Source organism: Natronosporangium hydrolyticum (assembly GCF_016925615.1).
In the GTDB taxonomy this organism is placed as follows: domain Bacteria; phylum Actinomycetota; class Actinomycetes; order Mycobacteriales; family Micromonosporaceae; genus Natronosporangium; species Natronosporangium hydrolyticum.
This window is the reverse complement of the sequence record NZ_CP070499.1, coordinates 1201411-1219461: the sequence shown is the minus strand read 5'-3', so window position 1 is coordinate 1219461 and position 18051 is coordinate 1201411. Positions and strand designations below refer to the sequence as shown.

Here is an 18051-nt window from a genome sequence, read left to right as displayed (position 1 = left end):
CGGTAAAGCTAATCAACCGTGGGACGGGGGCGTCATGGCGCGGAAGCTGTTGGTGGCCGGCGATTACTTCGTCACGCCCGGGCTGGTGAGTGCGGCGCTGGCCGACCGGGTCGGCGAGGCGGTGGCGGTCACCGAGCTGACGCTGCCGTGGCCGCATGAACCACTGCGGGACGTGGCCGAGGTGTCCGAGGCCTCCGGGGACGAGGAGCGGTTGGTCGACGCGCTGGCCGGCGTCGAGATCGCGATCACCCAGGTGGCGCCGTTCACCAGCAGGGTCTTCGCCGCAGCCGAGTCACTGCGGCTGGTGGTGGTGTGCCGCGGCGGGCCGGTCAACGTCAACCTGGCCGCTGCGCAGCAGCACGGCGTGCAGGTCCGCAATACGCCTGGCCGCAACGCGGTCGCGGCGGCCGAGCACACGGTCGCGCTACTACTCGCGGCCCTGCGCCGGGTGCCGGAGCTGCACGCCGACCTGCGGGCGGGCCACTGGGACGGTTCCCGGTACGCGCTGACCGAAGTGGGCGAGGAGCTCGCCGGCAACACCGTCGGGTTGGTCGGCTACGGCGAGATCGGCCGCCGCGTCGCCCGGGTGCTGCGCGCCTTCGACGCCCAGGTGTTAGTCAGCGACCCGTACCTGGATACGGCCACATTGGAGGGAGCGGAGACGGTGAGCCTGCCCGAGCTGCTGGCGCGCTCCCGGGTGGTGAGCCTGCATGCCCGGCTCACCGAGCAGACCCGGCACCTGATCGGCGCCGCCGAGCTGGCGGCGATGCCGCGCGGCGCGGTGCTGGTCAATACGGCCCGCGGCGGACTGCTCGACTACCCAGCAGTGGTGGCAGCCCTCGCATCTGGACAGTTGGGGGCGGCGGCGCTGGACGTGTTCGATGTGGAGCCGCTACCACCGGATGCGCCGATCCTTACCGCTCCCCGGGTGGTGCTCACGCCGCACCTGGCCGGCGGGACCCGGCAGACCGCGCAGCGGGCCGCCGCCCTCTCCGCGGAGGTGGTCGCCGAGTACCTGCGGCGCTGACCGCCCGCCGCGCGCACTTGGTTGGCTGGGGAGGGATCTTGCGTACCGGAATATCCGACATACCCGGACGCAAGATCCCTCCCTGCCCAACCAAGCGCGGGGAGCGCGAGGGGAGCGGGGAAGGGCGGGGGCGTCAGTGGTCCGAGCGGAGGTGAGCGGCGGCGTCCCGCAGCGCCCGCCACTGGCTGAGCCGCTCCCGGTAGGCCGCCGCCCGCGCCGGGTCCGGCTCAGCGACCGCGGCCACCGGCGCGCTCAGCTCCCGCAGATCAGCCAGGTCGAAGCCGCCGACCCCAAGGCCAGCGAGCAGCGCGGCCCCGGCCGACGCGCCCCGGCCCAACGCCGGCCGCGCCATCCGCCTGCCGATCACATCCGCGGTCAGCTGCAACCACGCCCGGCTGTACGCGGCGGTGCCGCTGGCCCGCACCGGCGCGCCGGCCGGCAGCCCCAGCACGTCGAGGTTGTCGGCGAGCGCGAACGCCGTCCCCTCGTACCCGGCCAGCAGCAGATCCGCCGGGCCGGTGGCTAGGTCGAGCCCGCTGATCGCGCCCCGGGCGTCAGCATCCCAGGTCGGCGTGCGTTCGCCGCCGAACCCGGGCGAGAGCAGCAGCCGGGACGGCCGGGTCGCGGGCAACTCGGCCGGGTCCTCGGGGAGCTGGCTGAGGCCGGTGAGTCGCCGGACCCAGTCGAGCACCGAGCCGGCGGTGACCGTGGCGGTGATGAGCAGGTCGGTGCCGGGCACCGCGTGCCGGGTGGCGATCAGCCGGTCCCGACGCTCCCCCCGCTCGACCGCGCTCACCGTCACCGTGGACGAGCCGGTCATGACCGTGGTCGGGTCGGCGGCGGCCAGCGTGCCGGTCTCCAGCGCCGAGGTGACCGCGTCGATCGCGCCCGCCACCACCGGCACCCCCACCGGCAACCCGCAGGCGGCCGCGGCGGATCCCGTCACCGTCCCGACGATCTCGGCGCAGCCGGCGACCGCAGGAAACAGCTCGACCGGCAGCTCCCGCCGGATCGCCGGCGCGAACTGCCCGTCCCAGCCTTGCAACAGACCGGCGGTGCTCTCGTCGAGGCTGCACTCGCCGGTCAATTGGGAGACGATGAACCCGTTGGCCGCCAGCACCCGGTGCGCCCCGGTCAGGTCGGCGCGGTGCCGCTGCCACCACAACAGCTTCGCGGTGCCGAAGAAGGCGTCCGCTGGCGCGGTGACCGGGCGGCCGGCCGGCGGGTTCGCCGCCAGCCACGCCCCGACCTCCCGCGCCTCCGCCGCGGCTCGGCGGTCCGCCCAGGTCAGCGCCGGGCCACGGGGCACCAGCGCGGCGTCGACCGCGACCAGCGTCGGCGCCTGCCCGGTCACCGCCACCGCCCGGACCGGCCGGTCGGCGCAGACCCGGCGCAGGGCGGCGGTGGTCGCCCGCCACCAGCCGGCCGCGTCCTGCTCGGTTAAGCCGTCGCCCGGTTGGGGCGGATACGGTTCAGTGTGCTCGGCGACCAGGGCCCCGGCCTCGGTGACCGCCGCGACCTTGAGCGCCGAGGTACCCACGTCGACACCGACCAGGACCGCAGGCGCGGCGGCGCCGATCACCACTCCGCGAACGAGCCGTCCGGGTGCTGCCACACCGGATTCCGCCAGGCGTGGCCGCGCTGGTCGGCGCGCCGGATCGCCGCCTCGTCGACGGTGACGCCGAGCCCGGGGGCCTCGGTACGCCGGATGTGCCCGTCGACGATCTGCAGCGGCTCGGGGTCCAGCACATAGTCGAGCAGGTCGGCCCCGGTGTGGTAGTGGATCCCCATGCTGTGCTCCTGAATCAGGAAGTTGGGAGTGGCCAGCGCGACCTGCAGGCTGGCCGCGAGCGCCACCGGCCCTAGTGGGCAGTGGGGGGCGAGCAGCGCACCGTGGGTCTCGGCGAGCGCGGCGATTCGGCGTACCTCGGAGATGCCGCCTGCGTGCGACGGATCCGGCTGTACCACCGCCACGCCGGCCTGCAGCACCGGTAAAAAGTCAGGTCGGCTGTAGAGCCGTTCGCCGGTGGCGAGCGGCACCGGCGAGCTAGCGACCAGGTCTGCCAGGCGCGCTCCGTGCTCCGGCAGCAGCGGCTCCTCCAGCAGCAGCGGGCGGACCTCGGCCACCGCCGAGACGATGCTGCGGGCGGCGGGGTAGGTGGCGCGCCCGTGCAGGTCGAGCGCGAGATCCCGGTCCGGGCCGAGCGCCTCCCGGGCGGCGGCCGCGCGGTCGACGATTTGGTCCACTTCGGCCGGTGTGGGGATCGGCGCGAGCCGGCCGCAGGCGTTCATCTTGACCGCCGTCATCCCGGCCGCCACGTGGGCCGCGACCGCGTCGACGACTTCGCCGGGCTCGTCCCCGCCGACCCAGGCGTAGACCCGGGCCCGGTCCCGCACCGGCCCGCCGAGCAGCGCGTGCACCGGCGCGCCGTAAGCCTTCCCGGCGATGTCCCACAGCGCCTGGTCGATCCCGGCGACCGCGCTGGCCAGCACCGGGCCACCGCGGTAGAAGCCACCCTTGGAGAGCACCTGCCAGTGGTGCTCGATCCGGAGCGGATCCGCGCCGATGAGATATTCGGAGAGCACCTCCACCGCCGCGCGGACCACCTCGGCGCGCCCCTCCACCACCGGCTCGCCCCAGCCGACCACGCCGTCGTCGGTGGCGATCCGGCAGAACAGCCAGCGCGGCGGCACCAGGAAGGTCTCGATCCGGTCGATCTTCATTGCCGGCCGTCCCGATCCGCGTCGCGCGGCGCCGGCACGTCGCCCAGTCGGGCTACGTCCTGCACCGCCTTCTCCAACAGCCGCCGCATCGCCTGCTCGGCCTCGGCGGGCCGGCGCTGGCTGATCGCGTCCACGACCGCCCGGTGGCTGGGCACCGGATCGTCGGTACCGACCGCGCCGTGGACCATCCGGTCCCGTTCCGCCAGGCCGGTCTCGATCACCACCTCCATCCGGAGCAGCAGCTCGTTATGGGTAGCGGTGAGCAGGGCGCGGTGGAAGGCGAGGTCGGCCTCGACCGCGGCCGGGACATCCGAGCCGGCCGCCGCCATGTCCGCCAGCGCCGACTCCAGCGCCGCCAGGTCGGCCTCGGTAGCGCGGGCAGCGGCGAGATTGGCCGCGCCGGGTTCGACGATGCTCCGCAGCTCATGCAGGTCTGCCAGCAGTCCGGGCTGGGCCTGATGGGCGAATTGCCAGCGGAGCACGTCGGCGTCGAGCAGGCTCCAGTTTGCCCGGGGCCGCACGAAAGTGCCCCGCTTCGGGCGGGCATCGACCAGCCCTTTGGCGGCGAGCACCTTCAGCGCCTCTCGGAGCGCGGTCAGGCTCACGTCGAACTCCGCCTGCAGCGCCGCGATGTCGAGTGTGTCTCCCTCGGCCAGTTCGCCGGTCAGGATGCGCTGGGCGATGATTTCGACCGTCTGGCCGTGTACGCCGCGCGTCGCGTACTGCTGCATCCTGCTGTCCTGTCTCCCGGTGCGGTGGTGATAAGTGCAAAGTGGTTCGACGGTCTGCGATCGCCGGTCATGCGGAGGATTTGACCGCGCTCCACCCCCCGTCGACCACCAGGCTGGTCCCGGTGATGTAGCTGGCCTCAGGGGACGCTAGAAACGCTACCGCGCCGGCCACCTCCTCCGGGGTGCCGAGTCGGCCGGCGACCGTGGCGGCGGCGCTGCGCTGCTGGTCGGCCGCGGAGACCCGGTCCCAGGCGGCGGTGCGGATCGGTCCGGGCAGGACCGAGTTCACCCGGATCGACGGGCCATACTCGACCGCGAGCTGGCGCGCTAGCGCCACTAGCCCGCCCTTGGCGGCGGCGTAGGCGGGGTGGCCGGGTAGCCCGATCAACGCGTGCACCGAGGAGACCACGACCACGCTGCCGCCGGTCTCGCGCAGGTCGGGCAGGCACGCCCGGACCCCCAGGAAGGTGCCGGTGAGGCAGACCGCGAGCTGCTGGTCCCAGGATTCCCGGGTGGTCTGGTCGGCCGGCGCGACCGCCACCGTGTACGCGTTGCTGACCAGCGTGTGCACCGGCCCGAAACGTTCCCGGGCGGCGCGGACTGCGGCGAGCCAGGCTGCCTCGTCCGCGACGTCGGCGATCAGGGCGTACGCCTTCCCACCCTGGTCGCGGATCTCCTCGGCTACTGGTTCCGCGGAGCGGACGTCGGTCAGCAGGACACCGACGCCGGTGGCGGCGAGCCGCCGGGCGCAGGCCGCGCCGATCCCGCCCGCCGCGCCGGTGACCAGCGCGGTCCGCTCAGTTGTCCGTCCGTCCATACGCCTTCCTCGAAGTAACCATTAATTACGAAGATATCTTGACAGTCGGGTACCCATCCTGCAACCTCTAGGAAACAACTGGCCCTCGCCGCTTCAGATCCGCTCCGAACCCCTCGGAGCCCCTCGAACACGCCAGCGACCGGACCAGTGGCACACCTGCAAACGGTAGGAGGACACCATGCTCAACCGCGGACTCAGCCGCCGCGCGGTGCTCGCCGGAGCCGGCGGAATGGGAGCGGCCGCCGTACTTGGGGGCTGCGCCACCGGCGGCGGCGGTGACAGCGGCGGCGACGGCACGCTGGTGCTGCAGTCGTCGCTCTCCGACGAAGCACCCCGGCAAGCGCTCACCGAAGTCGTCGACGACTACGACGAACACGACGTCACCCTGAACACCATCGCGATCGAGACCTTCCGGGCCCAACTGCCCAGCTACCTCAGCTCCGGCAACCCGCCCGACGTCCTCACCTGGTACGCCGGTGCGGTCGCCCGGGACTACGCCCAGCGCGGATTCCTGCTCGACCTCTCCGACCTGTGGAGCGGCGACGGCGCGTGCGCCAACTTCTCCGACGCGCTGCGGGAACTCTCCACCGACGACGCCGGCCAACAGATCTTCGTACCCACCAACTACTACTGGTGGGGCGTGTTCTACCGGCGCTCCGCCTTCGACGAGTGGGGCGTGCAGCCCGCCGAGACCTGGGACGACTTCCTGGCGCTCTGCGCCGAGATCCAGGGCCAGGGCGCCGACCCACTGGCGATGGGCACCGGCGGTACGCCATGGGTGGCCTCCGGCTGGTTCGACTACCTCAACCTGCGGATCAACGGCGTCGACTTCCACCGGGAGCTGCTCGCTGGCGAGCACTCATTCGACGGCCCGGAAGTTCGCGAGGTGATGGAGCGGTACCGGGAGCTGCTGCCCTACTTCGACCCGAACGGCCGCTCACAGTCCTGGCAGGACGCGGTCACCCCGCTGGTGAACAAGAGCGCCGGCATGTACCTGATCGGCGCCTTCATCACCCAACTGGTGCCCGAGGACGAGCTCGACGACATCGACTTCTTCCGGGTCCCGGTCATCGACTCCGCCGTGCCGCTGGCCGAGGAGGCGCCCACCGACGGCTACTTCGCCAGCGCCAACTCGACCGACCCGGAGGGCGCGATGAGCCTGCTCGCCCACCTCGCCTCACCCGAGGCGCAGCAGAAGTTCATCGAGCTCTCGGCCTCGTCGAACCTCCCCACCTCCCCGGACGTCGACACCTCGAGCTTCTCGCCGCTGGTGCAGAAGGGGATTGAGCTGCTCAACGAGAGCGCGGCGATCACCCAGTTCTTCAACCGCGACTCCAGCGACGAGCTGCAGACCACCGCCGACGATGCGCTGACCAGGTTCCTCGACCGTCCCGACGATGTGGACACGATCCTGGCTGATTGGCAGTCCGCCGCCGCGCGGGTCTTCTCGTCGTGACCAGCGCCGCCACCACAACGAGCCGGCCGGCCGCGCCCCGGCGCCGGGTTCCCACCCGGCGCCAGGTGCCGTGGCCGGTCTGGGGTTTCCTGCTCCTGCCCGCCGCCATCGAGGTGGGGCTCGTGTTCTGGCCGGCGTTGAACAGCTTCTACCTGTCGTTCACCCAGTGGGGCGGCGTCGGCCCGCCGGAGCCGGTCGGCATCGCCAACTACGAGAACCTCTTCGCCGACCCGGTGTTCCACCAGGCGCTCCGGAACAACGTGATCTGGGCGGTGGGCTTCGGCGGACTGTCGGTGGTGGGCGGGCTGATACTGGCGCTGGCGCTGAACCGCCCCCGCCGCGGGGTGGGGCTCTACCGCAGCGCCATCTTCCTGCCGATGGTCTTCTCACTGGCGGTGACCGGACTCTTCTGGCGGGTGCAATACCAGCCGGACGGCACCGTCAACACCTCGCTGGGGCTGCTCGGGCTCGGTGACCTGGAGCGGCAGTGGCTGGCCGACCCGGACACCGCGCTCTACGCGGTGCTGATCGCGGCGGTGTGGCGGCAGGTCGGCTACATCATGGTGCTCTACCTGGCCGGGCTCAAGTCATGCGATCCGGCGCTGCAGGACGCGTCGGCGGTGGACGGCGCGGGCCCCTGGCAACGCTTCCGGTACGTCATCTGGCCGCAGCTACGAGGGGTGAACACGGTGGTCTTCGCGGTCACCGTGATCGAGGCGGTCCGGACCTTCGACATCGTCTGGGCGATGACCGGCGGCGGCCCGTACCGCTCGACCGAGCTGCTGAGCACCTACATGTTCCAGCAGGGATTCACCTTCCTCAACCTTGGCTACGCCTCCGCGCTCGCAGTGGTGATCTTCGCGTTGGCGATCGTCTTCATCATCACCTACCTGGTCCGCGCTACCCGGCAGGAGGTCGAGTCATGAGCCGGCGGGGCAAGGACTGGCTGTTCCACGGGATCATGGCCCCGCTCTCCCTGCTGTGGGTGGCGCCGATGATCTTCGTGGTCTTCATCGCCTTCCGTCCCTTCGACGACATCACCCGCCGCGGACTCACCGCGCTACCCGCCGGATTCACGCTGGACGGCTTCCGGACCGCCCTCGGCTCGGGCGGCATGGGTCAGGCGATGTGGGTCAGCATCCAGGTCACCGTGCCGGCGGTCATCCTCAGCCTGCTCCTCGCCTCGATGGCGGCGTTCGCTCTGAGCCGGTACGAAATCCCGTTCCGGCGTACCATCTTGTTGACCATGCTGGCGGGGAACCTGCTGCCACCACAGATCCTGCTGATCCCGGTCTCGAAGATCACCGAGTCGCTCGGCGTCTACGACACCGTCTACGGCCTGATCGCCATCCACATCGGATTCGGGATGGGTTTCTACACCTTCGTGCTCTACGGGTTCATGCGCTCGATCCCGAACGAGATCACCGAGGCCGCCCGGATCGACGGCGCCGGACCGGCCCACACCTACGCCCGGATCATCATGCCGCTGTGCCGACCAGCGCTCGCCGCGTTGGCCGCGCTCGCGACCACCTGGATCTTCAACGACCTGATCTGGTCGCTGGCGGTGCTGCAGAGCCAAAGTAAGCTGCCGGTCACCGCCGCACTGCTCAACCTGCAGGGCGGCTTCGTCAGCAACTGGAACGTGGTCGCCGCCGGCTCGATCCTGGCCGCCATCCCCACCGCCATCGTCTTCTTCGCCTTCCAACGTCACTTCGTCTCCGGACTCCTGATGGGATCGAGCAAATGAGTACGACCATCCCCGCCCACCTACCCGACCGGCTCACCATCACGCTGTGGGACTTCAGCTGGTACACGCGTACCGCCCCGGGGGACGTCTTCGCCGACCTGGACGAGGCGTTCGCGCAGGCGGTCGCGCGCGGCTACAACACGATCCGGATCTGCGCGATGCCCTACCTACTCTTCGGCAGTGGGCTCGACACCACCGCGCTGCGCTTCGGCGGCCTGGGCGGCGAGTACGGGCAGCGCACCCGGTGGTACGACGTGGCCACCCCGGCCACCGTCGACGGACGGGCGCACCTGCTGGAGCTGTTTCGGGCCGCCCAGCGGCACGACTGCTACATCATCGTCTCCAGTTGGGAGTATCAGCAGAGCCCCGCGTTCCTCGCCGACGACTCCTGGCACCAGGCGCTGTCGGCGGTACCGCCGGCCGACCGGGTGACCGCGCTCGCCGACGCCCTCGCCGACCTCCTCGATCTACTGGCGACCGAGGGCCTCGACGACCGGGTCGCGTTCGTCGAACTCCACAACGAGGTGCAGTTCAGCCGGCTCACCGAGGTGCTGCCGGCCGGCGCCGACCCGGTTCTCGGCCTCAAGCCGTACCTCACCGACGGCATCGACCGGCTCAAGGCCCGACACCCGGCGGCCCTGGTGACCACGAACTACGCCGGGGTGCCGGTGGGCCGGATGCGCGGCGTGCCGGAGAACGCCGACGTGGCGGTCTTCCACCCCTACGTCTACGGGGTGCTCGACGAGCTGGTCAGCGAATTCGCGCTACGCGACCTGAGCCGGCCGTTCCCGCAGCAACGCGCGTACGCCGAACTGCTGCGGCCGGACGCGCCGCCGCTGGAGCAGTGGCTGCCCCCGGAGCCCGACCGGTGGCGGGTGGCCGCCACCGTGGTCCCACCGCGGGAGGTCTACGCCCACGACTGGTGCGACCCGGCGAAGTGGGACCGCTGGCTCTACGAACGCTACGGTGACCACCGGCGCAGCATGGCAGCGGCGCTGGAGATCTGGCTGGCGGTAGCCGCCGACTGGGCCACCGACCATCAGGTCCCGCTGGTCTTCGCCGAGGGTTGGGTGGGCTACACCCCACTGACAGGCGAGTTCGAGGACGGCCCGGTCGGGCGCGACGTCTGCGAACGGGCGGTCCGTGCCAGCGCCGACATCGACGCCTGGGGCACTCTGATCTGCTCGAACGCGGCACCGCATCATCCGATGTGGCGGATGGCGGAGTGGCAGCGCCGGCTCAACCGAGAGTTCCTCGACGCGCCACGCGGCTGAGCGGGTCGGCCCACGGCTGGACAACGACTGGACGCGCGGGCCCGGGCGGCGCCCGCTTATCCAGCGGATAGGGCTTTCCCCACCGGTTACGCCTTGACCGATAGAGACGCGGCTATATAGGTTCGGCGCCATCGACCCCTGTGCCTGCCAGCTCTCCCGATCGGAGGCGCTCATGAGACCCGCCCGCATTGGCCGGCTCGTCGCTGCCGCGGCTACCGCCGGCATCCTCGCCGCCCTGGCGCTCTCCCCCACCGCCCACGCGGCCGCTCCCGACTCACCCGGCCTCGGCCAGTTGGCCGCGGCGAAGACCGCCCTCGACCGGGCGGCGGCACCGCCGGAGTCGGTCACCAGCTGGTACGTCGACGAGGCCACCGATCAAGTGGTCGTCGAGGTGCTACCGGAGGCCGAGCCCGTCGCGGCCGAGTTCGCCGAGGCCAACGGGGTCAGCGACGACCTGATCACCGTGGTCACCACCGCCGAGGCCCCGCGGCTGTTGCAGCCCTGGCCGCTGCAGGAGGGCGACCCCTACTATGCAAACAACAACCGCTGCACCGTCGGCTTCCTGATCCGCACCACCGCCGGCCAGAACGGCTTCATTACCGCTGGCCACTGTGGCTCCGTCGGTGTCCGGACCTACGGGTTCAACCAGGAGCCACAGGGCAACTTCTGGCTCTCCCAGTTCCCCGGCAGCGACTGGGCGGTGGTGCTGGTGACCGACGACTGGATCCCGACGCCGATCACCACCGGTTCACAAGAGGCCCCGATCGGCGGCTCGGTGTGCAAGATCGGTTCGACCACCGGGTACACCTGCGGCACGATCACCGCCAAGAACGTCACCGTCAACTACCCACAGGGCACGGTCACCGGGCTGACCCGAACCACCCTCTGCGCCGAGCCGGGCGACTCCGGCGGCCCGGTCTTCTCCGGCAACTACCAGGGGCAGGGCATCGTCTCCGGCGGCTCCGGCAACTGCGCGGCCGGGGGTGTCACCTTCTTCCAGCCGCTGCTGCCGATCCTGAGCAGCGGCAATCTCACCCTGCTCACCGCACCCTGATCACCGCACCGCCTGATCACCGGCAGACCCCGGTACCGACCGGCGCCGAACCAGCGCACGTGATCCTTGTCATGGTCACCCGCGCTGGTTCGGCGCCGCTTTGTACGGCTATCGTGACGCTGCCGTGGTGCTCGGGAAGACCGGTGCGAAACCGGAGCGGCCCTCGCCACTGTGATCGGGAAGTCGACGATCGACGCTCGCCAACCACCCGCACCAGCGGGCGGGAGCGGCCACTGGACGCCAACTCGGGTGTCCGGGAAGGCAGACCGTCGCCGCACCACCCCGTCAGCCAGGAGACCGGCCACGGCACGAGACCCGTCCACGAGGTGTGGGAGGCACGGTCCGGCTATGAATAGTCGACACATCCTGCTGGTCGCCCGGCAGGTCGCCCAGAGCGGTGGCCAGGAGACGGTACGTCAACTCGCCACGGCGGTCGCCGCCGAGCTGGGCCGTCGCGGCGATGACAGCCCGGTCGGCGCCTGCTTCCTCGACGGCGAAGCGCCCTCGCTCGTCACAGCGCTCGACCAGGCGACTGACGCCGGGGCCAGCGAGATCGTGCTGGTGCCGACCCACCTGCCGCCCGACCGGTATCTCGACGTGTGGCTGCGGCGTACCCACGGACACTGGGTGCAGACCCGGGGCGACCAGTGCGCCAGCGGGCTGCCGACCGTCGCAGTCACCGCGCCCCTGGCGCTCCAGCCGGAGCTGGTCAGCACCATTCTCGCGGCGCTGGCGGATCCGGTGACCGCCATCGGCGGGGTGCCTGGGCCGTTCCGCAGCCCGGCCTGGTCGACCATCCCGCGCCACCGGCACCACGTGCTGGTCTGTCGGGGGCCGCGCTGCGCGGCGTACGGAGCGGCAGCGGCGGCCGACGCGCTGAGCGAACGGATCGCCGCCGCCGGCCTCGCCGACGACACGCTCGTGACCAGCACCGGCTGCCTCTTCCCGTGCAACCTGGGCCCGCTGGTGGTGGTGCATCCGGAGGATGTCTGGTACACGGCCGTGGACGAGGAGTTGGCCGGGCGGATTATTGATGAGCATCTGGCCCAGGGCCGGGTGGTAGCAGACTCCCGCGCCACCACCCGGCTCACTACCGGCAGGTAGGAGGCATATAGGGGATATTTCGAGTTAGTCTCATTTTATGAGGCGGTGGTTGCCCCGGCTGGTCCCCGGCCACCAGGCCCCGGACCGCTCATGACTCAGCTGGCCACGCTCGCCTCGGTCATCCTGTTCGCCGTAGCAGGGGTGATCGCGGTGACGATCGCGGCCATCCACGCCGGCCGGGTGCTCACCGAACGGCGACGCGCCCGGCGCGTCGCCCGGCCACGGCAGCTGCTCTTCGCCTTCGTCGCCAGCGGCGATCCGGCCGAGCTAACGGAGCTGGCGCGGATGCCCGCCGCCGACTGGCGGGCGGTGGCGCCGAGCGCCTTCGAGCTACTGACCAAGGTCCGAGGCGAGGCACACGAAGCGCTCGCCACCCTGCTGGCCCGCCGCGGGCTGGTCCACCAGGCCCGGCGCGAGCTACACAGCATCAGCGCGGTGCGCCGCGCCCGGTCCGCCGCCGCGCTCGGCAGCCTGCACGACGGCGCCTCGGTACCGCAGCTGTGCCGGCTCCTCGCCGACACCCACCCCGAGGTACGGGTCGCCGCCATCCAGGCGCTGGGCCGGATCGGCGACCCCGCCGCCGCCCGCCCGCTGCTCAGCAGCCTCCAACCACCCCAGCCCGCCCCCTCCCAGCTCGTCGCCCACGCGCTCGCCCAGCTCGGGCCCAGGATCGCCCCGATGCTGTTGCCGGCCCTCACCGGACCGCCGTTGGTGCAGACAACGGTCCTCGATGCGATGCGCCTGATCGGCACCTTCGAAGGCGAGGGCGGCCTCGCCGGCCGGGTCCCGGCCCAGGTCGCCGAAGTGCTACAGGACGACCGCTCGCAGCCGGTGCGGCTCCGGGCGGCGAAGACGCTGGGCCGGCTCGGGTCTGGAGCCGCGATGGCGCCGCTGCTCGCCAGCACCCAGCCTGCAGAGCCGGCGCCGCTGCGCGCCGCCGCCGCGGCGGCGCTGGGCGAGCTCGGCGCGGTCGACGCGGTGACGCCGCTGGCCGAGTTGTTGACGTGCGGGGACGACCATGTCGCGGGGGCCGCCGCCACCGCCCTGTCCCGACTCGGCCCCACCGGGCTCGCCGCCCTCAACCGGGCGGCCGCGACGCAGGCGACCGCTACCGGGCCGGCCCGACGCGGCGCCGAGCACGCCAACGCGGTACTCGACCGGATAGCGAGGTCCGCCGCGGCCCGGGAGCCGGCCCCCGCCCCGAAGCGGGAAGCCCTGCGCTCATGAACCAGCTAAGTTACTGGGTCGGCGAGGTCCTCCGCTACACCGACGTGGTGATTCTCGGCTACTTTCTGCTCCTCAACAGCTCGCTGCTGGTGCTGGTGCTGCTCGGCGGTTGGGAGCTGGCCAGCAACGTCCGGCGGCGCGCGTTCGCCGGGCTCGACCTCACCTTCCGCAGCCCGCTGACCCCCTCGATCTCAGTGCTGATGCCGGCCCACAACGAGGGTGCCGGGATCGTCACCGCGGTACACGCAATGCTCGCGCTGCGCTATCCGCGTACCCAGGTGGTGGTAATCGACGACGGCTCGACGGATCAGACGACCGCGCTGTTGATCGACGAGTTCGACCTCACCGAAACCCCGATGGTGATGCCGCCGGACGTGCCGGTCGCCGGCGAGATCCTCGGCGTCTACGCGCCCCGTACCGGCGCCAGCTCGCCGCTGCTGGTCCGCAAGACCAACGGCGGCCGCTCCGACGCGGTCAACGCCGGCATCAACATCGCCGACGGCGAACTGGTCTGCATGGTCGATGCCGACTCGGTGCTCGACTCCGACTCGCTGCTCACCGTAGTGAAGCCCTTCATCGACGACCCGCTCCGGGTAGTCGCCACCGGCGGCGCGATCCGGGTCGCCAACGGCTGCACCATCGTCGGCGGCCGGGTCATCGACGTCCGGATGCCTACCGGCTGGCTGCCCCGGATCCAGGTGGCCGAGTATCTACGCTCGTTCCTGCTTGGCCGCTCCGGCTGGTCCCGGCTGGGCAGCGTAGTGATCATCTCCGGCGCCTTCGGCCTGTTCCGCCGCGACCTGGTGGTCCAGATCGGCGGGCTGGCCCGCGACACCGTCGGCGAGGATGCCGAGCTGGTCTTCCGGCTCCATCGCCGGCTCCGGGAGTGGCGGGCCGACTACCGGATCGTGTTTGTGGCCGAACCGGTCTGCTGGACCGAGGTGCCGAGCACCTTGGCCGTACTGGGGCGGCAACGGCGCCGGTGGCACCGCGGCCTCACCGAACTACTGCTACTGCACCACCGGAGCATGATCGGCAACCGCAGGTACGGCCGGATCGGCCTGCTGGCGCTGCCGTTCTACCTGCTGTTCGAACTGCTGGCGCCGGTGGTGGAGCTGGCCGCACTGGTGCTCATCCCGGCCGGGATGCTGGCAGGGGTGGTCGACATCGACTTCGCGTGGCGGTTCCTGCTCGTCGCCTACGGGTACGCGATGGTGGTCAGCCTGTTGGCGCTGGTGATGGAGGAGCTGGTGTTCCACCGGTACCGGCGGTGGCGCGACATCGCCGCGATCGCCGCCGGGGCGGTGCTGGAGAACGTGGGCTACCGGCAGCTCACCGCCTGGTATCGACTCCAGGGCAGCTGGTCGGTGCTGCGCGGCAGCAAGCCGGTCTGGGGCACGATGACCCGGCAAGGACTCGGCAGCGCCAGCAAGTCCTCGGGGTAGCAGACCCTGGCGGTAGCAGACCTGGCGGTAGCAGACCTGGCGGTAGCAGTGGCGGGTCAGCGCCGCGGCTCACGCCTCCGGCGCCGGCGGCCGCACCAGCCCCTGCTCGACCAGGCTCGCCTGGAACCGGGCGGCCGCCGGATGGTGCGGCGCCAGCACCCGGACCGCCTCGGCGAGCGCCTCCCACGCCCCCGACTCCCGATAATCCTCAATGGTCATCAACACCCCGAGCAGCTCGGTATGCGCGACGCTGTTGCGCGGCAGGTGTTGCCGGACCGGCCCCGGCAACAACCGGTAGAGCTGTTGCCGCCAGGCGGGGTCGTCGCTACCCGGCACCGCCAGCAGATCGGCAGCCAGCCGCTGATAGGCGATCCGATCGGGGCCGGCGGCGACCGGGCCGGGACCAGCAACGGCCGCCGGCCTGGTCGGTGCAGCGACCGGGTCGGAGACCGACCGCTGGAGCGGCAGCACCGGGGGCGCTGTCAGCTGTGTGAGCTGGTGCCGCAGCGCCGTGTACGACGGGTGGGCGTGCGAATCGGGCTGGATGATCGAGGAGTGGTCTCCCGGCAGCGTTCCACCGTCGGGAAAGACGCCGAGCGCCACCGCTGGCGGCACAACCGCATCGCTGTCCGCGGCGTAGACCACCACCCGAGTATCGCCCGCACCGTGCACCACCCGGTTCAAGACCACCCGCTGCGCCCTGGTGACGGCCGCCTGCAGCGGCCGAAGGTGACGCTCCTGCGGGTTCCGCCAGAACCAGGCGGCCCGGCGCAACGGCAGCAACAGATCCGAGCCCGCGTGCGGGCACGCGAACATCACCACCAACCGGATCCGGGACAACAGCGCCCGGTCGTCGTCGGCTACCGCCTGCGCCAGCAGCTGCTGCACCACCAACCCACCCTGGCTGTGTGAGACCAGCACCACAGGCCGCTGGTCGGGCAACCGCTCGGTGAGGAACGTACGCAGACCGTCCCCGAGCTCCGGCAGGCGGGGGATCCGCCGCAGCGGATGCAGCGAGAAGGCCGGGCTGCGGTAGCCGAAGGTGTGGGTGGAGCACTCCGCCAGCTGCGGGTCGGCTGAGATCAGCCGTTGGAATCCCGACCAGACCTTCACCGACGACAGGAAGCCGTGGACGAAGGTGATACCTACGTGGGGGGACACGGTAGCCAAGTTACCGTATGGTGACCCCCACAGGCCGTACAGTGGGCCGATCGCTGCCCCCACAATGGCCGTTCGGTCTGGTACTAATTGCTAGCCGAACCCGACTCGAGAAGGGCCTACCGGAGTGAATCAACCGACCGCCGCGGACGTCGAGTCGGACCTAGTCGATCTCGCCGACCTCACCCTCGCCGACCTGCCCGAACTCGACGCGGCGGTGATCGCACCGGTGATGGGGCGGCTGCTCCGCCGGGTCGACGATCCAGACAGCATCACCAGTGGCTACAACCCCCAGCGCCTCGACTAACCCGAACGTCTGTTGTGGAGGAATGATGACCGGTGACCAGGCGCTGGGGCCGTCTGACCGGACCCTGGTTCGGCACCGGCTCCCGCAACCGCACGTCGCCGTCCTCACCGCTGGGTACGGCGACGAGGAGACGGTCCGCCTGCTACTGGCCGCCGAACGGAGCTGGCGGCTGATCCAGCTCCGCGCGGTGCTCGACGCGGTCGCCGAGCAGCCAGCCGCGACCGCCCCACTGCCGGAGCTGGATGAGGCGTGGCGACTGCTCGTGACGGCGGAGCGGCACCAACCCTCCGAGATGGACAAGATCCTGCTGCATCCGCAGGTCGGGACCTGGGCCGGGTACGCGCTCCGGCGGCTGCGGGGCGCTACCACGGCCACCGCGCCTCGTTGGGTGGACCTCGGCTACCTACACGCACTCGCCGCCGCAGCCGCGTTGCGCACCGGACTCACTTTCGCGATCAGCATTCCGATCCGCGACGGGTACGCGGCGCTGCCCACCCTCGGCGGCTGTTGGCTACCGACCGGCCAGACCTGGGCCGTAGCGGAGATCACCGGCGCCGACGGTACCGGCACCATCACCGCCGGCGGGGCCAGCGTCACGATCCCGGCGCCGACCGCCCCGGATGCCGCGCCAGCGGGCTCCGACCCCGACGCCGCGGCCTGGGTCGCACTACCCACCATCACCGCGGAGCACGCCGGCCACCGGCTCAGCGTCACCCTCGACCACCTCGACCCGTACCGGAACCTGCGCTCCCCGACTCCGCCCGACCGGCTCTCAGCGGAGCAGGTGGCCCGGTGGCGAACCCTGCTCACCCGGGCCTGGGAGTTGATCGTCGACGCCAGTCCGGGCTTCGCTCCGGCGATCGCGGCCGGGCTGTCCTCGGTGGTCCCGCAGCCGGCTGCCGAACGGTTCCGCACCATGAGCGCCTCCGCCGGGGACGCCTTCGGCAGCACGATCGTCTCTGAGCCGGAGGACGCCCCGGAACTCGCGGTGACGCTGGTCCACGAATTTCAACACATCAAGCTGGGCGGGCTGCTCCACCTCACCCCGTTGCACCGCGCCGAGCCGGCGGAACGCCTCTACGCTCCGTGGCGGGACGACCCCCGCCCGCTCGGCGGCCTGCTGCAAGGGGTCTACGCCTTCGTCGGCATCACCGAGTTCTGGCGGGCGCTACGCGGCCGGGCCACCGGCCGGACCGCCCGGCTGGCACAGCTCGAATTTGCCAAGTGGCACAGCCAGGTGAGTCTCGTCCTGGCGACGATCGGCACGCTGCCGGAGCTCACCGAGGCCGGTCGGACGCTGGTCAGCAACCTGGCCGAGACTGCCCGACAGTGGTCGGCCGAGCCGGTGCCCGCTGAGATCAGCTCCGCCGCGGACGCCGCCGTCACCGACCACCGCGCCCGCTGGCGACTCCACCACCTGCGCCCCGCCCCGGAGACGATCGAGGCATTCGCCGCCGCTTTTCTCGCCGGCACCGCCCCGCCGACCGGGGCTGAATCCTCCTCCACAGTGGTAAGCGATTCGGCCGCCCGACGGCTGGACACCCGCGCGGTGTTGACCATGTGGCGGCTCACCGACCCCGACGGCTTCGACCAACTGCAGAAAGACCCCGCGGCCCTGGCCGAGCAGGTCTCCGGCGCGACCGCCGCCGACCTGGCCTACGCGGCGGGAGACCTCGCGCTGGCGAGACGGGGCTACCTGGCAGAGCTCGCCACCGATCCTGGTTCGGCCAGTGCCTGGTCTGGACTGGGGTTGGTCGAGTCGACGCAGGACCCCGACAGTGCGGCCGCGGCCGCGCTGCGCCTCCGGCCGGAGCTGATCTGCGCCGTCTACCAACGGGTCGTCACCACCTCCCCGCCCGGAGCCGGCACGGGCGAGGCCGCCGGCGCCGATGTCCCGACCGATCGCACCCCACTGGCGCTTCCGCTACGGCTGGCCGAGTGGTTCGGCGCCGACCCGCTCGCCCGCTAGGCGTCCGGGTC

At 71.6% G+C, this 18051-nt stretch carries 16 protein-coding genes and 1 riboswitch; of the genes, 11 read left to right on the top strand and 5 right to left on the bottom strand.

The annotated features are described in order from the left end of the window. Positions 1–34 precede the first annotated feature (34 nt). Positions 35–1027 carry a 2-hydroxyacid dehydrogenase gene (locus JQS43_RS05615; RefSeq protein WP_239678000.1) on the top strand — a complete coding sequence of 331 codons (993 nt, stop codon included), beginning with the start codon at positions 35–37 and terminating at the stop codon, positions 1025–1027. 133 nt (positions 1028–1160) lie between these two features. Here the strand turns inward: JQS43_RS05615 and JQS43_RS05610 are convergent, their stop codons facing one another. The 4 genes from JQS43_RS05610 to JQS43_RS05595 form a co-directional block, all read right to left on the bottom strand. Next, complete coding sequence (locus JQS43_RS05610) at positions 1161–2642, bottom strand: xylulokinase (RefSeq protein WP_239677999.1); 1482 nt, start codon at positions 2640–2642, stop codon at positions 1161–1163. Next, positions 2606–3751: a galactonate dehydratase gene (gene dgoD, locus JQS43_RS05605; RefSeq protein WP_239677998.1), complete on the bottom strand. Its 1146-nt coding sequence runs from the start codon at positions 3749–3751 to the stop codon at positions 2606–2608. Before dgoD ends, JQS43_RS05610 begins: the two co-directional genes overlap by 37 nt. Beyond that, positions 3748–4482 (bottom strand): FadR/GntR family transcriptional regulator, encoded by a 735-nt coding sequence (locus JQS43_RS05600; protein ID WP_239677997.1) that lies wholly within the window; start codon positions 4480–4482, stop codon positions 3748–3750. Before JQS43_RS05600 ends, dgoD begins: the two co-directional genes overlap by 4 nt. 67 nt (positions 4483–4549) lie before the next feature. Beyond that, on the bottom strand, positions 4550–5299 hold the full coding sequence (locus tag JQS43_RS05595) for an SDR family NAD(P)-dependent oxidoreductase (RefSeq protein ID WP_239677996.1): 750 nt from the start codon (positions 5297–5299) through the stop codon (positions 4550–4552). A gap of 178 nt (positions 5300–5477) precedes the next feature. Between JQS43_RS05595 and JQS43_RS05590 the strand changes: the two genes are divergently transcribed. The 8 genes from JQS43_RS05590 (at position 5478) to JQS43_RS05555 (ending at position 14606) form a co-directional block, all read left to right on the top strand. Continuing rightward, positions 5478–6755: an ABC transporter substrate-binding protein gene (locus JQS43_RS05590; RefSeq protein ID WP_239677995.1), complete on the top strand. Its 1278-nt coding sequence runs from the start codon at positions 5478–5480 to the stop codon at positions 6753–6755. Next, on the top strand, positions 6752–7681 hold the full coding sequence (locus JQS43_RS05585; RefSeq protein WP_239677994.1) for a carbohydrate ABC transporter permease: 930 nt from the start codon (positions 6752–6754) through the stop codon (positions 7679–7681). Before JQS43_RS05590 ends, JQS43_RS05585 begins: the two co-directional genes overlap by 4 nt. After that, a complete protein-coding gene (locus tag JQS43_RS05580) occupies positions 7678–8502 on the top strand; it encodes a carbohydrate ABC transporter permease (RefSeq protein WP_239677993.1) in 825 nt (274 codons plus the stop codon). The genes JQS43_RS05585 and JQS43_RS05580 overlap by 4 nt, the downstream gene beginning before the upstream one ends. Then, a complete protein-coding gene (locus JQS43_RS05575) occupies positions 8499–9776 on the top strand; it encodes a cellulase-like family protein (protein WP_239677992.1) in 1278 nt (425 codons plus the stop codon). Before JQS43_RS05580 ends, JQS43_RS05575 begins: the two co-directional genes overlap by 4 nt. 172 nt (positions 9777–9948) lie before the next feature. Beyond that, positions 9949–10830, top strand: coding sequence for a S1 family peptidase (locus JQS43_RS05570; RefSeq protein ID WP_239677991.1), 882 nt, complete (start codon positions 9949–9951; stop codon positions 10828–10830). Positions 10831–10938: 108 nt separating this feature from the next. Beyond that, positions 10939–11150, top strand: a riboswitch (cobalamin riboswitch). Positions 11151–11178: 28 nt separating this feature from the next. After that, positions 11179–11934: a (2Fe-2S) ferredoxin domain-containing protein gene (locus tag JQS43_RS05565; RefSeq protein ID WP_239677990.1), complete on the top strand. Its 756-nt coding sequence runs from the start codon at positions 11179–11181 to the stop codon at positions 11932–11934. A gap of 90 nt (positions 11935–12024) precedes the next feature. Next, positions 12025–13161, top strand: coding sequence for a HEAT repeat domain-containing protein (locus JQS43_RS05560; protein WP_239677989.1), 1137 nt, complete (start codon positions 12025–12027; stop codon positions 13159–13161). Next, a complete protein-coding gene (locus JQS43_RS05555) occupies positions 13158–14606 on the top strand; it encodes a glycosyltransferase family 2 protein (RefSeq protein WP_239677988.1) in 1449 nt (482 codons plus the stop codon). The genes JQS43_RS05560 and JQS43_RS05555 overlap by 4 nt, the downstream gene beginning before the upstream one ends. 69 nt (positions 14607–14675) lie before the next feature. Here the strand turns inward: JQS43_RS05555 and JQS43_RS05550 are convergent, their stop codons facing one another. Then, positions 14676–15767, bottom strand: coding sequence for an effector-associated domain 2-containing protein (locus JQS43_RS05550; RefSeq protein WP_239677987.1), 1092 nt, complete (start codon positions 15765–15767; stop codon positions 14676–14678). 124 nt (positions 15768–15891) lie between these two features. On the opposite strand from JQS43_RS05550, the gene JQS43_RS05545 reads away from it, so the two are divergent. Together JQS43_RS05545 and JQS43_RS05540 are read left to right on the top strand one after the other, a co-directional pair. Beyond that, positions 15892–16071, top strand: coding sequence for a hypothetical protein (locus tag JQS43_RS05545; protein ID WP_239677986.1), 180 nt, complete (start codon positions 15892–15894; stop codon positions 16069–16071). A gap of 25 nt (positions 16072–16096) precedes the next feature. Continuing rightward, positions 16097–18040 carry an HEXXH motif domain-containing protein gene (locus JQS43_RS05540; protein ID WP_239677985.1) on the top strand — a complete coding sequence of 648 codons (1944 nt, stop codon included), beginning with the start codon at positions 16097–16099 and terminating at the stop codon, positions 18038–18040. Positions 18041–18051: the final 11 nt, after the last annotated feature.

Coding starts and splice junctions, on each gene's coding strand:
- JQS43_RS05615 (WP_239678000.1), top strand. CDS start 35: ATGGCGCGGAAGCTGTTGGTGGCCGGCGATTACTTCGTCACGCCCGGG.
- dgoD (WP_239677998.1), bottom strand. CDS start 3,751: ATGAAGATCGACCGGATCGAGACCTTCCTGGTGCCGCCGCGCTGGCTG.
- JQS43_RS05600 (WP_239677997.1), bottom strand. CDS start 4,482: ATGCAGCAGTACGCGACGCGCGGCGTACACGGCCAGACGGTCGAAATC.
- JQS43_RS05595 (WP_239677996.1), bottom strand. CDS start 5,299: ATGGACGGACGGACAACTGAGCGGACCGCGCTGGTCACCGGCGCGGCG.
- JQS43_RS05590 (WP_239677995.1), top strand. CDS start 5,478: ATGCTCAACCGCGGACTCAGCCGCCGCGCGGTGCTCGCCGGAGCCGGC.
- JQS43_RS05580 (WP_239677993.1), top strand. CDS start 7,678: ATGAGCCGGCGGGGCAAGGACTGGCTGTTCCACGGGATCATGGCCCCG.
- JQS43_RS05575 (WP_239677992.1), top strand. CDS start 8,499: ATGAGTACGACCATCCCCGCCCACCTACCCGACCGGCTCACCATCACG.
- JQS43_RS05570 (WP_239677991.1), top strand. CDS start 9,949: ATGAGACCCGCCCGCATTGGCCGGCTCGTCGCTGCCGCGGCTACCGCC.
- JQS43_RS05565 (WP_239677990.1), top strand. CDS start 11,179: ATGAATAGTCGACACATCCTGCTGGTCGCCCGGCAGGTCGCCCAGAGC.
- JQS43_RS05560 (WP_239677989.1), top strand. CDS start 12,025: ATGACTCAGCTGGCCACGCTCGCCTCGGTCATCCTGTTCGCCGTAGCA.
- JQS43_RS05555 (WP_239677988.1), top strand. CDS start 13,158: ATGAACCAGCTAAGTTACTGGGTCGGCGAGGTCCTCCGCTACACCGAC.
- JQS43_RS05540 (WP_239677985.1), top strand. CDS start 16,097: ATGACCGGTGACCAGGCGCTGGGGCCGTCTGACCGGACCCTGGTTCGG.